Consider the following 14750-nt stretch of genomic DNA (forward strand, 5'->3'; position numbering starts at 1 on the left):
CGTGTGCGCCATCAGAGGACGCCGGCCGTCTCAGCCTCGAACCGTGTCGGCCGCGGGACAGCGGGATACTCGACCAGTTTCGGCTCCGAAGTCTCGGCGGCTTCGACCACGGCACGCAGCCACCTGAATACGAAAAGGGTTCGAGCGGTCCGAGTGCGCGGGTCAGCGCCGGCCTCCAACACCGAATGGAACTCTGCGAGCGGACGGGCGTGGAACACCGGCCCTGAGGTCGGAAGGTGTTCTGTCTCTGTCACGAGAGCGCCTTCGAGGTCCGAGCTCACGTGGACGGCGTCGCCTTCCCAGTCCAGCCAATCCCACGACACCGCCCCAGCAGTGCCAGTGATCTCCACCGACGTCCGCTCCGACCCGTGCGTTGCTGCGGCCCGTTCGTACGACAGGTCCACCACAGACCGGTCAGCCAACGTGAGCCGGAAGGTTGCGCCGATGTGCTGCTCTGCACGGTCCGAGTCCGCCTCGAACCTGCCGCCGGTGTGCGGGCGACCCGACCAAGCGTCACGGATCTCAACCGCCATCGGTTCGAAGATCTCATCCAGTACCGCGATATCGTACGGACCCCAGTCCATCATCACCCCACCGCCGCTGAGCGACGGATCCCGGAACCAGCTCGACTCGCTCTGGAACTCGTACCCGCTACGCGAACGCTGCGAGCGATTGATGAACTCAGCGTGGTAAACCTCGCCAAGGCTCGCCTCCGCCAGCAACGCACGCACGCGCTGAGTCGTTGCTACAGAACGGAACCGCGAATCGCAGCCCTCCAGCGCGCGGCCTGCCGCGTTCGCCCGCGCAGCCAGAAGTGTGGCTTCGGTAGCGGTCAACACCAGCGGCTTCTCGCAGAGGACATGGAAACCTGCGGCGAGGGCGTCGGAGGCCAGTTCGAAGTGGGTGAACGGGGGAGTGGCGATGACCGCAATGTCATCAGATTCCCGCGGGCCGCTCAGAAGCGCGGCGATGTCCCGGTGAACGATCGCGTCAGGGAACTGTTCCACGAACGATTGGAGGGTTGCCGCGTTCGTGTCCGTGACGTGCACCTCCACCGGTTCATTGATGACGCTGCGGTCGTATGCCGCGGCGGCGTGATGTCTGGAGATCGCTCCCGCACCGATGAGGAAGACTCGTGCCATTAGATACCCTTTCGCGAAACTTTCTATGTCAGAGTACGAGCAGAGCTCCTCCGGAGTCAACGCACTGTTGGCCACAGTTTCGAAACTCGTGCCTGATACGCAGCGGGCGTATGGAAAATCGCCCAAAAGACGCGGCTGAGACTGAGAAAATGCCAGAAGTAACTTTCTAGAAAGTATTGACAAAAGCACAAACGCAAGTCACGCTCATTGCGAAGAGAACGAGCTCTTCCCTATTTGGAGGTCTGTTTCCCATGAAGGCACCTAAGAGAGCTGCCTTGATCGCGATCGTCTCCGCCGGCCTCATGGTCCTCAGCGGCTGCTCCGGCAGCAGTGGCGAGTCGTCCGGTCCGATCACCCTCAACTTTTGGGGGTTCTCGTCGCTGTACAAGCCGCAGGTCGAGCAGTACGAGAAGCTCCACCCGAACATCAAGATCCAGCAGAAGATCGGTGACTACGACGCCGCGCACCAAACCCTGCTCACCGCGCTGAGCGCGGGCAAGGGCCCGGACATCGGCCAGATCGCCATCGACTACATGGCCGAGTTCACCGCCACCCCGCAGGCGTTCACCGACCTGCGCACGCTCGGCGCGAACGACATCAAGAGCGACTACCTCGACTGGCGGTGGAGCGGCGGTGTGGCCAAGGACGGCACGGTCGTCGGAATCCCCACCGACGTCGGTGGGATGGCCGTCGCGTACCGCACGGACCTGTTCCAGGCCGCCGGGTTGCCGACCGACCCCAAGGCTGTGAGCGCGCTCTGGCCCACGTGGAACGACTACATCGCCACCGGCAAGAAGTACGTCGCGGCCACAGGCAAGAAGTTCATCGACAGCGGCAAGGCCATCTTCCGTGCGGCGTCGAACCAGGCCGACCTCAAGTACACCGACAAGGACGGCAAGCTCGTCTACGCGACGAACCCGGCCATCAAGCAGTCCTGGCAGTACGGGGTGGACGCCATCGGCGCCGGTCTCTCGGCCAACGTCCCCACGTACTCCCCGCAGTGGAACGCGGCCCTCGCCGACGGCGGGATCTCCACGCTGATCGCGCCAGCGTGGATGCTGCTGTCGATCAAACAGCAGGCTCCCGCCACCGCCGGCAAGTGGAACATCGCCACCCTGCCCGGCGCTGCAGGGAACGACGGCGGCTCCTTCCTGGTGGTGCCCAAGCACGCCGCCCACCCGAAGGAGGCGTACGAGTTCATCAAGTGGCTGGAGGCGCCGGAGCAGCAGCTCTCACTGTTCAAGGACACCGCCGACTTCCCGGCCGTCCCGTCGCTCTACACGAACCCCGTCGTGACGAGCTACAAGGACTCGTTCTTCAGCGACGCCCCCGCCGGCCAGATCTACGTCGACAGCGTGAAGGCGTACCACGGCCACCCGGTCGGGCCGAAGGACCGTGCAATCGAGAACCAGTTCGAGAACGGTCTCGGCCGCGTGGACCAGGGCCAGCAAAGCGGTGACGCCTCCTGGCAGCAAACGCTATCGGACGCGAAACGAGAAGCGGCCAACGGCTAGCATCTGAAACTCCTTCGGCCTCCCGACTGCGGTTCCCCCGCCCGCGGTCGGGGGGCCGTCGGGGCTCCAGTTCGTGTCGCGAAAGTTTCTCGAAGGTTCTAAGGTGAGTCTGTCCCGCCTCCGGGGCATGCGCGAGGGGAGCACCATGAGTACCGCATCGACTGACCGGGTCACGATCGCCGACATCGCGGTTGCCGCCGGGGTGTCCGTCCCCACGGTGTCGAAGGTTCTCAACGACAGGCCGGGCGTCTCGGCAACGACCCGCGCTCGAATCGCGGCCCTGCTCGAGCAGCATGAGTACACACCGCGTCGGCCGACCACCACCGGCATGATCGCTGTCGTCCTGGGCGAGCTGACCAGCCCGTGGTCTGTCGCGCTTGTCGGCGCACTGGAAGAAGCCGCACACTCCAGCGGGCTCGGGATGATCCTCACCCGCATGCGTAGCAGCGTCGATGAAAGCTGGATCGACCTCATCGCCGCGCGCGCCGTCGACGGCGTCGTTTTCGGAGTCGTCGAGATGTCGGCAACGCAGAAGGCGCGTATGGAGGATCTCGGCGTCCCCTTCGTCGTCATCGACCCTCGAGTAATGCAGTCGACCGACGTTCCCACTGTTGGAATCACGCACTGGCGGGGCGCCTGGGCGGCCACCGAACACCTCGTCAACCTCGGGCATCGCCGAATCGCAATGGTCAGTGGACCGCTCGACCTGGTGTTCAGCCGTGCACGTGTCGACGGGTACCGTGCAGCGCTCTCCTCGGCCGGAATCTCCGTCCCCGATGACTACCTTGTCGAAACTGAATTCGGCTACGAAGGCGGCCGTGACGGTGCCGAACGCGTCCTCGCACTGCCGACACCGCCGTCCGCGATCTTTGCAGCCTCCGATGAACAAGCGCTCGGCGTCTATGAAGCTGCCAGAATCAACGGCCTGCGCATCCCCGAGGACCTCAGCGTCGTCGGCTTCAATGACGTGCCGATCGCCCAGTGGGCGTCCCCTCCACTCACGACCGTGCACGAGCCAATCGACGACACCGCACGCGAGTCGGTGCGAATCCTCCGCCAGATGATCGACGGTGTTCGCGTATCCGCGGCTGTCGAGCTCGCGACCGAGATGGTGGTGCGTCAGAGCACCGCGCCATTCACAAGAAACTAACGCAAGCAACTTTCGCGAAAGTCTTGACAAGTCCTTCCCGATTTGGGACTCTCGTTGAGCCGGTGCTGCCGCGCCGGCGACCGAAAGGACTTGCTCGTGTCAACGATGACCGTTGCCCGCCCCGTGCTCCTGCGCGGACGCCGGGTCAGCCTCCGGGAGCGGATGGCGCCGTACGTTTACATCGCCCCGTTCTTCTTGCTGTTCCTCGCATTCGGGCTGGGCCCGCTGATCTATACCGCCTGGGTCTCGCTCCACAACTGGGCACCCTTGGAAACCGATCACCCCTTCGTCGGGCTTGGTAACTACCAGGCGATGCTGGCCGACCCACGGTTCTGGAAAGCTCTCGGAAACACTTTCTCGATCTTCCTGCTCTCAACCATCCCCGGCCTCGTTCTGGCCCTTGTGATAGCGACGGCGCTGAACAACCGCAGCCTGAAGGTGAAGACGTTCTGGCGGATGGCGCTGCTGGTGCCCAACGTCACCCCGCTCGTCGCCGTGACACTGGTTTTCAGCTCGATCTTCGGCCGCGACTACGGCCCCATCGCCTGGGCGCTTCACAGTCTGGGCCTTCCCCCGATCGATTGGGGGGCCAATGCATGGACCACCCAGTCGGTCATCGCATTGATGGTGATCTGGCGGTGGACCGGCTACAACGCCCTCATCTACTTGGCCGCCATGCAGGCAGTTCCGGACTCGCTCTACGAGTCAGCCGAGATCGACGGCGCAGGCCGCTGGAAGACCTTCACGCAGGTCACGCTGCCGATGATCCGGCCGACCGTCCTGTTCACCGTCGTCACCTCCACCGTAGGCGGCCTCCAGATCTTCACCGAACCGCTGCTGTTCACGTCACCGACCGGCGGCAGCAACGGGCAGGGTCTCACCATGACGCTCCTCCTTTACGGACAGGCGTTCAACTCCTTCAAATTCGGATACGCATCAGCGATCGCGATGGCGCTGCTGTTCGTGGTGCTGATGCTCGCACTGGTGAACTTCGCGCTCGCCCGGCTGATTAGGAGCTCATGATGACCACGACCTCCACCCGACCGCAGACCGAGCGGGGCGACGACCGCACGCGGGCACGTCGACCCGTCTCCCGCTCCGCGGCAAAGGCCGACCGAACGGCACGAGACCGCAAGGTCGGTTCCCTGCGCAAAAGCCGCCGCGTCTCGTGGTTCACGTACAGCGTGCTCGTGGTGGCCGTGCTGCTCGCACTTGCACCGCTGTACTGGATGTTCGTCGTCGGCTCCAACAGCAGTTCGGCGGTGTCGCAGTTCCCTCCGGTTTTCACCCCTGGAGGCAACTTTCTAAAGAACCTGGACATCATCAACGGCACGGTCCCGTTCGGCCGCTCGCTCATCAACAGCGCGATCGTTGCCGTCAGCGTCGCCCTGCTTCAGATCTTCTTCTGCAGCCTCGCGGGCTTCGCCTTCGCGAAGCTGCAGTTCCGCGGACGCAACTGGCTGTTCGTCGCGGTTGTCGCCACGATGGCGATCCCGGGTCAGCTAGGGCTCGTCCCGATGTACATGATCATGTCCAGCCTCGGCTGGGTGGACACCCTGCAGGCGCTCATCGTGCCGGGAGCAGTGTCCGCGTTCGGGGTGTTCTGGATGCGGCAGGTCATCGTCGGCTCCATTCCGGACGAGTTGGTGGAGGCCGGCAAGGTCGACGGCGCATCGACGTTCCGGGTCTTCTGGTCAATCGTGCTCCCGAACATCCGGGGGTCCGCGGCCGTTTTCGGTCTGTTTGCAGCGATGTCGGCCTGGAACGACTTCCTCTGGCCGCTTGTCATCCTGAACACCCCCGACAACTTCACGTCGCAGGTCGCCATCCAGCAGCTGCGTACCCAGTACACGATCGACTACTCGACCGTGATGACCGGGTCGGTGCTCGCCACCATTCCCCTGCTCCTCCTGTTCCTGCTCGCCGGGCGTCAGCTCGTCGCCGGGATCATGGAGGGCGCGGTCAAGGGCTGAGCGACAGCCGACCACCCCGACTCGAACGAACCCATCTGAGGAGAGCCGTGACCGTTCACGATCAGCGCGACCCCGCGCACCAGTCCACCGCACCCCACACCCTTCGACCCGCTGCCGTCGATGTCGAGCGGATCATCGCCGACATGACGCTCGACGAGAAGCTCGCGCAACTCGTCGGACTCTGGCTCCAGCTCGACGACTCCGCAGGCGAGGGCGGCGACATCGCACCCATGCAGCACGAGATGATCGCCAAAGTCGACGACTTCGAGACGTTCGTTCGAAACGGCGTCGGACAGCTGACGCGACCCCTAGGCAGCCAGGTCACGGGCATCGAGCGCATGCTCCGCTCGGTGGAACGCGTGCAGCAGGCGATCGAGTCGAACAGCCGGTTCGCCATCCCAGCCCTGGTGCACGAGGAGATCCTGACCGGGTTGCAGCTCTACGGGGCGACGACGTATCCCACCGCGCTCGCCTGGGGAGCGACCTGGAACCCCGACCTAGTCGGCCGGATGGGTGAGCAGATCGGCCATTCGATGCGGTCGCTTGGCATCCACCTCGGCCTCGCGCCCGTCCTCGACGTCGTCCGCGACCCACGCTGGGGCCGGGTCGAAGAGTGCATCGGCGAGGACCCGTATCTGATCGGCGCCATCGGATCGCGCTACGTGCAGGGGGTCCAGTCCGCCGGCGTCGGCGCGACGCTCAAGCACTTCCTCGGCTACTCCGCGTCGCAAGCCGGGCGCAACCTGGCCCCGGTCCACGCGGGACGCCGCGAGGTGCTCGAGATCTTCTCGGTGCCGTTCGAAATGGCGGTCCGGCTGGCCCGACCCGAGGCGGTCATGCACTCCTACGCCGAGATCGACGGTGTACCGGTTGCCGCCGACCCTGAGCTGCTCACCGGCCTACTGCGCGACTCGTGGGGGTTCGAGGGCACCGTCGTCGCCGACTACTTCGGGGTCGCCTTCTTGCGCAACCTTCATGACGTGGCCGCCGACCATGTCGAGGCCGCGATCCTGGCCCTGAAGGCGGGCGTCGATGTCGAGCTGCCGACCGGCAACGATTACCTGGAGCCATTGGCCCAGGCGGTTCTTGAGGGCCGCATCCCCGAGTCCGAGGTGGACCGATCGGTGCGCCGGATCCTGGAGCAGAAGGTACGACTCGGCGTGTTCGACCCTCGCGTTGAGCCCGCTCCCATCGACCTCGATCCGCCCGTCGCCCGCGCGATCGCCGCAGAACTCGGTGAGCAGTCGGTTGTCCTCCTGACGAACGAACGTGGCGTCCTGCCGCTTGCGCCGTCAACCTCGATTGCAGTGGTCGGGCCGAACGCGGATGCCGGCGAGGCGCTGCTCGGCAACTACTCGTTTACGAACCACGTCGAGGTTCCAGCGGAGACACCGCTCGGAATTGAGCTCCCCACCGTACTCGAGCGGATCCGGCAGGAGTTCCCGGCCGGACGGGTGACCTTCGCGCCGGGCACGACCGTCCGCGCTGACGAGCAGACGGACGAAGATGCCGCGCTCGGCATCGCCGCTGCGGTGGCCTCGGCCCGCGCGGCGGACGTCTGCGTCGCCGTCGTCGGGGACCGCGCCGGGCTCTTCGGCCGCGGCACCGTCGGCGAGGGCAGCGACACGGAAGATCTCGAACTCCCCGGCCGCCAGCGCGAGCTGGTCGACGCCCTGATCGCGACAGGCACGCCCGTCATCGTCGTGCTTGTCACCGGCCGGCCGTATCCCGTCGCCCAGTGGGCGGACTCCGCTGCAGCGCTCGTCCAGGCGTTCTTCCCGGGTGAGGAGGGCGGAGCGGCGGTCGCCGGCGTGCTCAGCGGCCGCGTCAACCCGAGCGGCCGCCTCCCGGTCAGCATGCCGAAGAACGCCGGCGGCCAGCCGTACAGCTACCGGCACCCGCGGCTCGGCGGCGCGAACCCGGTGTCGAACATCGATCCAGCGCCGGCGTTCCCGTTCGGCCACGGACTGTCGTACACGACCTTCCGCCACAGCGATCTGGAGGTCGAGGTCACCGCGCCTGCGGACACCTCCTCGACCATCACCGTCTCGTGCCGCGTCGAGAACACCGGCGATAGCGCCGGCGCCGACGTCGTGCAGCTCTACGTGCGCGACACCGCCGCCTCGGTCACGAGGCCGCTGCGTCAGCTCGTGGGCTGGGCGCGCGTCGAGGTGGCGCCGGGCGAGAGCGCGCGGGTCACGTTCGCCGTTCCGGCCGACCGTCTCGCGCTGGTCGGACGGAGCCTCCGCTGGCAGGTAGAGCCGGGAGAATTCGTTTTCACCGTTGCGTCTTCCGCGACGGCCCAGGGGCTGTCGGAGGCGATCGTGCTCGGCGGTGACCTGCGCGAGACCGGCCCGGCGCGCGAGCTCGTCACCGGTGTCGCGGTGGAGCGCCTCCTCGGCGCCGTCACGTCCACGGTGTGACCGTGCGGTTTGGAGCGAGCTACTACCACGAGTACCAACCGTACGAACGCCTGGCGACCGACCTCGACCTCATGGTCGCGGCCGGACTCACCACCATCCGAGTCGGCGAGTCCACCTGGGCCTCGTACGAACCGGCCGACGGCGAGATCTCCTTCGCCGCACTCGAACGCGTCGTCGACGCCGCCCACGAGCGCGGGCTGGAGGTGATCGTCGGAACACCCACCTACGCCATCCCGTCGTGGCTCGCCCGCGCCCATCCCGAAGTGATGGCCGTGCGTACTGACGGCCGCCCGCTGCCATTTGGGGATCGGCAGAACGTCGACTTCACGAATCCGGTCTTCCGCCGGTACGCGGAGCGCATCGTCCGGGCGATGGGCGACGCCTTCGGCCACCGACCCGGAGTGGTCGGCTTCCAGGTCGACAACGAGATCGGTGTGCACAGACTGGCGGGGGACGCCGTCGTCGAGCGCTTCAGAAAGCACGTCGCAGAGCGGCTCGGGGGTGTGGAGGGCGTCAACGAGAAGTGGGGGCTTACCTACTGGAGCCATCGGCTGACCACGATGGACGACCTGTGGGGGCCGGAAGGGAACACCAACCCGGGCTATGCGCTCGAGTGGGCGCGGTTCCAGGCCGGTCTCACAGTGGAATTCCTCTCCTGGCAGCGGGACCTATTGCGCGAACACATCGCGGAGGACCGCTTTGTACTGCACGACACGGTTGGCGGTGACAGCCTGGGCAGCACGGCAATGAGACCGATTGCCGAGACACTCGATCACACCGCCGTGAACGTGTACTTCCCGATGCAACGTGCTCTCGAGCGTCCGGCCGCTCCCGCGGCGGAGACGACCGGCCTCGCCCCGTGGTGGCTGCAGGACGCCGGCCCTTCGGTACCGCAGTGGAAGGCCGACCTCGCGTACAGCCTCCGTGGGCCGCGCGGATCGGCGTTCGCAATAACGGAAGCGCAGGCGGGCTCGATCGGCGCGCAGGCCAACCAGACCCCGCCGTTCCCCGGCCAGCTGCGCCAGATGGCCCACCTGTTCGCCTCGCGCGGCGCAGACCTGCTCTCCTATTGGCATTGGCACACCCTGCACTACGGGTCGGAGACGTTCTGGGGTGGGGTGCTCGGTCATGATCTACGCCCCGGGCGCGTGTACGAGGAGGTCGCTTCCCTCGGTCACGAGCTTTCTCGTCTTGCCCCGGCGCTCGGCGACGCCGTCCCGGACGCGGATGCAGCTGTGCTCTACTCCCGCGATTCCCTTCTCGCGCTCGAGTTCGATCCTGTGCTGCTTGTGCCGGGCACAGCAAACCCCGACTCTCACAGCTACCATCGGGTTTTCATGCGGATGTACGACGCTGCAGTCGACGATGGCGTGCAACTCCGCGTGGTTCACCCCGACTCAGACTGGTCAGGCGAACAGGTCCTTCTCGTCCCGGCTCTCTACGTGGCCGATGACGCCCTACTCAAGCGTCTCGTGGAGCACGCAGAAAGCGGACATCACGTTGTTCTGACGTTTCGAAGCGGATACAGCGATGAGTGGGTCCGAGCTCGGTGGGAACCTGCACCCGGTCTGCTGCGCCGCGCAGTTGGTGCGTCCTACCAGGAGTCGTCCTCTCTCATCGGCACTCCCAACTTGGTACCGGCACACGCAGGCGGGAAGGACGTACTGAATCTTCCGCAGGGTGCCGTAGCGGAAGCTTGGATGGATCTCCTCGTCCCGGAGGGCGCTGAAACACTCGCCACTGTAGGTAGCCCGCACTTGGGCGGCTACGCAGCGATCACAACCAACCAGGTTGGCGCCGGACGCATGACCTGGCTCGGGGTCCTTCCCGACAAGAAGTCAATGTCAGCCATTGTGCGATGGGCGCTGACCGAACGTGGAGTTGAGCCGGCAGCAGACCTTTGGGCCGATAGGGCGGAGAGCATCCATGTGACCAGCGTGCGTCATCAGGACAACACCCGCACCTGGTTCATCGCCAACTGCAGTTGGCGGGACGTATCCGTTCCAGTGCCATCCAATCCTGCGCTAGTCAACGCCGGCACCGGGTCTCCCGTCGTGCGCGAACTGACACTTGGTCCCTGGGGCTGCGAAGTCCTCCAGGAGGTGCGGCCAACGTCCGACGCTCGATGAGATCGCGTCGTTTTCGGCGACGAGAATCTCATCGATAGTGGTCACGGGGGGTCCTTCTGCGGGTCCGGCATTGGCTGGGATGCGCCCACTACTTACCGCAAGAGGTCGGCGTCCGACAGTGATCAATGTGCGTGGGCCGGCAATCGCTTCGGCGTGCCGAGAATGCGACGACGGATCCGGGCTTCCCGGTAGCGTGCGACAACCTTCGAACGGGAGCCGCGCACCACGACGACGGACGAACCGCCTGGCGACCACTCGTCAAAGAACACATACTCGCGGCGGGCGAAGAGAGAGACAAGAGACGACATGAGATCCTTCCAGTCAGCCGGCAGGAGCGCCGGCGACCTCTCTATGCGCGGCAACCGCTGATGGCCGTCGAGTACACCAGGATCAGCGAATCCGACATCGACGATGTTGTTGCATTCGCTTCGGCGACTTTCGCGGAGTCAACAGAAGCGGGGGCTTTCCGATTCGCTCTCACCAACAAGGAGGCGCGACCGAACTACCCTGGATGGGTTGCCCGCGACAACGGCGAACTCGTCGGATACACGTTCGGTCAGCCGCTCCCATCCGACGATGGAACCTACCTCAGCGGTACAACGTTCGAGGTCCGTCAACTTGCGACGCTTCCCAGTTATCGGCGACAAGGGATCGGTCTCACCCTTTTGACCCGGCTCGTACTCGATGCGCGGCGCAAAGACTTCCGGCACATCGTCGCCAAGATAACGGCCGAATCGGTGCCCTTCTACCGAGCTTCGGGATGGGAGGTCACCGAAGACCGGCAAGGACTCGTGTGGATTGAACGGGCCGTCGACGCACGGATACCAGAGAAGAAACGCCCACGCCGGACAGCTACGAACCTGATGCGTGTAGAAACCGAAACAGGGTACCCGCACGCGGCACGCATGGCCGAAGATGACGGCATGACATTCGTGACCGAGTACGGCGAAGAAGAGCCGACACAAGCCATCGTCGACGCATTCGACAGTCAGACCGTACCGGCCTGGCTGACCGGGGGAGTCCGCCACGCGGTTAGAGAGCAGTTGCGAAGCGCGCGCTCGGCGGCGCGTTGAACAAGGGAACCAAACCTACATCACCACTATCCGCAACATCGGCGACGACCTCGAGAGCGAGTCCCTTGACGCCCATTTTGGGGTAGTCAAGTAAGTGCATTCTGTAAGTTTTCTCAGCCGCACATACTTGTTGTCCGGTTTCGCTAGCGCTTAGTTTTCGATTGCTGCGCGGATCGGAAGCCGTTCGGGGGATCCACCCGCCAAGCGAGAAAATGGGGGAGCCGTGCGGCCGAAATCAGCTGCAAGCAAGTTTGTCGCGTTCGCTGCCGGGGCAGCGACCGTTATCGGTTTCTTGGCAGCGCTCGGTTCAGCTCCAGCTGTCGCCGACACCACCCCAGCCGCCGGCCCGGCAGACGCCGCTCACGTAACAGACGTCTCCACCGCATCCACGATCGCAACCACGTACAAGCACAAGGTCGTCGTGGATTCGCAGTCGTCGCCGACCATGCTTGTCCAGGCGCTTCCGGACGGCACCATGCAAGCGGAGTCGGATGTTGTCCCTGCCCGCGCGGCGGTGAACGGGGTCTGGACACCGATCGACACGAGCCTTCAGAAGCGCAGTGACGGCTGGCTCGAGCCGAAGGTCGCGGCGGCGGGCGTTCGGTTCGGGCCCGGTGGTTCGAACCAGATCGCTCAGGTCCAGTCGGGATCCGGCCAGTGGTTCTCAGAGGCATGGCCCTATGGAAACCTCCCGATTCCGACCGTCAGCGGATCGCACGCGCTGTATCCGGAGGTGTTCCCGGGTGTGGATCTGCGCCTGACGGCGACCGACGCTGGAATGTCCGAGGTGCTCGTCGTCAAGACCGCTCAGGCTGCCGCTGACCCGCAGCTGGCGGGCGTGACCTTGGCTGTGCAGGGAGCGACTGTGCAGCAGAATGTGAAGACCAGGACGCTGCAGGCGGAGACGACTGCGAGCGCTGAGCCAGTCGCGTCGGCGACCCCGCTGTGGTGGGATTCGTCCAGCGCTCTGTCGAACGCAGACAACCCCGGCGGCGATGAGCCGCAAGCTGTTCCTACGACGTCCACGAGCTCCTCCGTTTCGCTGGATGTCAATTCCGTCACAGCGACGACACCGACATATCCGGTGTATGTCGACCCGGACTGGTCGAGCTATCTGCAGGCGGATTGGTACACCGACCGTGCGTACCCGAACCAGTCCTACCTCGACCCACCATCCGACAGTGTCGGCTATGGCGTCTCCGGCGGCGTCGGCTACCTTTCCCACGCGTTCTTCCAGTTCACGACCGACGTCGTCGCGCACAAGCACATCCTCAATGCGCGCTTCAACATCCACCAGACCTACGCAAACAGTTGTGACACGACGCTGGTGCAGTTGTGGGAGTACGGCGGATCTACTTCACCCGGGTTCACTTGGAACACCGAGCCGAACCAGTGGTGGTACGCGGACGATCAGCAGGGGAACGCCAACGGTGGTCCGTGCGCACCGAACCCGGCGTGGGACGGGTTCAGTGCGACCCACGCGGTCACCTCTGCCGCCGCAAACGGGCAGGGAAACATCCAGCTTGGAATGCGGGTCGCGAACGAATCGAACTCGCTGACGAGGAAGCACTACGACTGGAACGCCCAGTTGATCATCACGTACAACACGCCTCCGGCCAATCCCACGTTGCCGACGTTCGTGTCGCCCCCGCGGACCTGCTCGTCCGACCCGTTGAAGCCTGTCTATGTCAACAATGGTCCGACGCAGCCGCTGAAGCTCCAGGTCACCCAAACCGACCCCGACGGTCCCGGATACGGAGTCAACGACGGCTTCTATGTCTATTCGGCGACCGGAACCACGATCCTGTACTCGGTAGGCACCGCGAATCCCTCACCCCAGGGCCAAGAGCAGGTGCAGTTCGATGCCGGAAAAATACCGCCGGGAGCGTATCGGTGGAACGCGCGAGCCGGCGACGGGATCGACCTCTCCGCGGGCTTCTCCCCGTACTGTTACTTCACGGTGCTGGATGACGGTCCCGATCTTCCGACGATCACGATGCCACCGTTGAACGTTGGCGACCACTACACGGTGGGCTCCCAGATCACCGCGACGATTGGCTACAACGGCACACAGCATGTGGCGATGCTGGCGCTGTGGTGGGCGATGGGCAAAACCCCGACGATCCCCGTGACGGCCACTGGCGGAGCACCATCGTGCTCGCCGGCGCCGGTCGTGCAAACTGTTCGATTCGTGTGCCCAGCGGATCCCACCAAGGGCACTCAGGATGTGACGATGGCGGTGCCGAGCGAGGCGTCCACTCTCTCCGTGACCGCCTATGACGCGGCCGGGAATCCCGTGAAGGGCACCACCACGGTGGCAACACAATCCGTTACCGCGCAGGCGGACCTGACCAACGTCGCCGACGCGGCTGGACACCGGTGGGAGACTGACCTTCTCGACACCAGCACCCCTCCGACGTCCGTGTCCGACGCCGACACGACCACCACGATCAATCTGTCCGTCGCGGCAACTTCGGTCTGGACGGACAATGGCGATGGGCATGGCCCCTCGCTGACCTACCCTGGTTCGGCGACGGCGACCACCGCGTCCGGCGTCGTGAACACGACCAAGAGCTTCACTGTCTCCGCCTGGTTGACTCCGGGCGCCAACACCACCACGGGTACGTTCACGGCACTCTCGAACGGGAGTGGGGCCGACTCGGACTTCACACTCGGCATCACGGGCGGTAACTGGCAGTTCTGCACCCGTGTTCCCGGCACCCCGTCGACGACGAATCCTCAATGCGTTCTCGGCTCGGGCGCGACGACGAACCAGCCCACGTTCGTCACCGGAACGTACGACGCCGCCAACAGCCTCATCTCTATCTGGATCGGGACCACAGCACCCTTCGCCTACGCCAGTCACATCGTCACCGGCACCCCGACGCCGGCGGGAGGCGGACTACTCGTCGGCGCGGACCGATCCTCCGGTTCGACCGTCAATGGCTGGTCCGGCCTGATCAACAATCCGTCGATCTACCAGGGCGTCGCCACCGGAAACCAATTGGGCAAGATCGCTACCGACATCGACCCGGGTTCGACCGGACTCTGACATCGCCAGCCCGCTCGATCACGCCATCCCTTTGCGCCTTGAGGAGAACCCAGTGACTTCATCCCGCTTCCACCGCGGACCGCGCCTGGTAATCCGAGCGGCCGCCAGCCTCGGCGCTGTCGCCGTCGTCGCCTCGCTCTTGAGCGCGCTTCCCGCGGACGGGTCACCGATCCCCACACTCAACCGGGGCAAGCCAGTTCCTGGCCACAGCGCCCCTGCGCTGACGAAGGCCGCATCGCCCGCCTCATCGACCTCGGTCGTCCCAGCTGTGGCCGCACTGCCGCGTAGTGGCGA

Annotated in this window: 9 protein-coding genes; 8 read left to right on the forward strand and 1 reads right to left on the reverse strand. The window is 65.1% G+C overall.

Features of this window, described 5'->3' with window-relative positions; all coding sequences use genetic code 11:
* Positions 1 to 11: 11 nt before the first annotated feature.
* Entirely contained in the window at positions 12 to 1142 is a 1131-nt protein-coding gene (locus tag ACFQ9V_RS05740) for a Gfo/Idh/MocA family protein (RefSeq protein ID WP_382458212.1), read from the reverse strand.
* 275 nt (positions 1143 to 1417) lie between these two features.
* Here ACFQ9V_RS05740 and ACFQ9V_RS05745 point away from each other — a divergent pair, with 275 nt between their 5' ends.
* The 8 genes from ACFQ9V_RS05745 to ACFQ9V_RS05780 all read left to right on the forward strand — a co-directional run bounded on the left by ACFQ9V_RS05745 (position 1418) and on the right by ACFQ9V_RS05780 (position 14456).
* On the forward strand, positions 1418 to 2656 hold the full coding sequence (locus tag ACFQ9V_RS05745) for an extracellular solute-binding protein (RefSeq protein WP_382458213.1): 1239 nt from the start codon (positions 1418 to 1420) through the stop codon (positions 2654 to 2656).
* 145 nt (positions 2657 to 2801) lie between these two features.
* A complete protein-coding gene (locus ACFQ9V_RS05750; protein ID WP_382458214.1) occupies positions 2802 to 3806 on the forward strand; it encodes a LacI family DNA-binding transcriptional regulator in 1005 nt (334 codons plus the stop codon).
* A gap of 105 nt (positions 3807 to 3911) precedes the next feature.
* On the forward strand, positions 3912 to 4829 hold the full coding sequence (locus tag ACFQ9V_RS05755; protein WP_382458422.1) for a carbohydrate ABC transporter permease: 918 nt from the start codon (positions 3912 to 3914) through the stop codon (positions 4827 to 4829).
* On the forward strand, positions 4829 to 5779 hold the full coding sequence (locus ACFQ9V_RS05760) for a carbohydrate ABC transporter permease (protein ID WP_382458215.1): 951 nt from the start codon (positions 4829 to 4831) through the stop codon (positions 5777 to 5779). Before ACFQ9V_RS05755 ends, ACFQ9V_RS05760 begins: the two co-directional genes overlap by 1 nt.
* Positions 5780 to 5922: 143 nt before the next feature.
* The gene (locus ACFQ9V_RS05765) at positions 5923 to 8202 is read left to right on the forward strand and encodes a glycoside hydrolase family 3 N-terminal domain-containing protein (RefSeq protein WP_382458423.1); all 2280 of its coding nucleotides are present in this window, start codon (positions 5923 to 5925) and stop codon (positions 8200 to 8202) included.
* Positions 8199 to 10331 (forward strand): beta-galactosidase, encoded by a 2133-nt coding sequence (locus tag ACFQ9V_RS05770; RefSeq protein ID WP_382458216.1) that lies wholly within the window; start codon positions 8199 to 8201, stop codon positions 10329 to 10331. The genes ACFQ9V_RS05765 and ACFQ9V_RS05770 overlap by 4 nt, the downstream gene beginning before the upstream one ends.
* 368 nt (positions 10332 to 10699) lie before the next feature.
* Positions 10700 to 11404 carry a GNAT family N-acetyltransferase gene (locus ACFQ9V_RS05775; RefSeq protein WP_382458217.1) on the forward strand — a complete coding sequence of 235 codons (705 nt, stop codon included), beginning with the start codon at positions 10700 to 10702 and terminating at the stop codon, positions 11402 to 11404.
* Positions 11405 to 11627: 223 nt separating this feature from the next.
* Complete coding sequence (locus ACFQ9V_RS05780; protein ID WP_382458218.1) at positions 11628 to 14456, forward strand: hypothetical protein; 2829 nt, start codon at positions 11628 to 11630, stop codon at positions 14454 to 14456.
* Positions 14457 to 14750: the final 294 nt, after the last annotated feature.

The organism is Leifsonia sp. NPDC056665 (genome assembly GCF_042791795.1).
Lineage (GTDB): Bacteria > Actinomycetota > Actinomycetes > Actinomycetales > Microbacteriaceae > Leifsonia.

Bases quoted from the DNA above. Each gene is read 5' to 3' on its own strand.
- ACFQ9V_RS05740 (WP_382458212.1), bottom strand. From the start codon at position 1,142: ATGGCACGAGTCTTCCTCATCGGTGCGGGAGCGATCTCCAGACATCAC.
- ACFQ9V_RS05750 (WP_382458214.1), top strand. From the start codon at position 2,802: ATGAGTACCGCATCGACTGACCGGGTCACGATCGCCGACATCGCGGTT.
- ACFQ9V_RS05755 (WP_382458422.1), top strand. From the start codon at position 3,912: ATGACCGTTGCCCGCCCCGTGCTCCTGCGCGGACGCCGGGTCAGCCTC.
- ACFQ9V_RS05760 (WP_382458215.1), top strand. From the start codon at position 4,829: ATGACCACGACCTCCACCCGACCGCAGACCGAGCGGGGCGACGACCGC.
- ACFQ9V_RS05765 (WP_382458423.1), top strand. From the start codon at position 5,923: ATGACGCTCGACGAGAAGCTCGCGCAACTCGTCGGACTCTGGCTCCAG.
- ACFQ9V_RS05775 (WP_382458217.1), top strand. From the start codon at position 10,700: ATGGCCGTCGAGTACACCAGGATCAGCGAATCCGACATCGACGATGTT.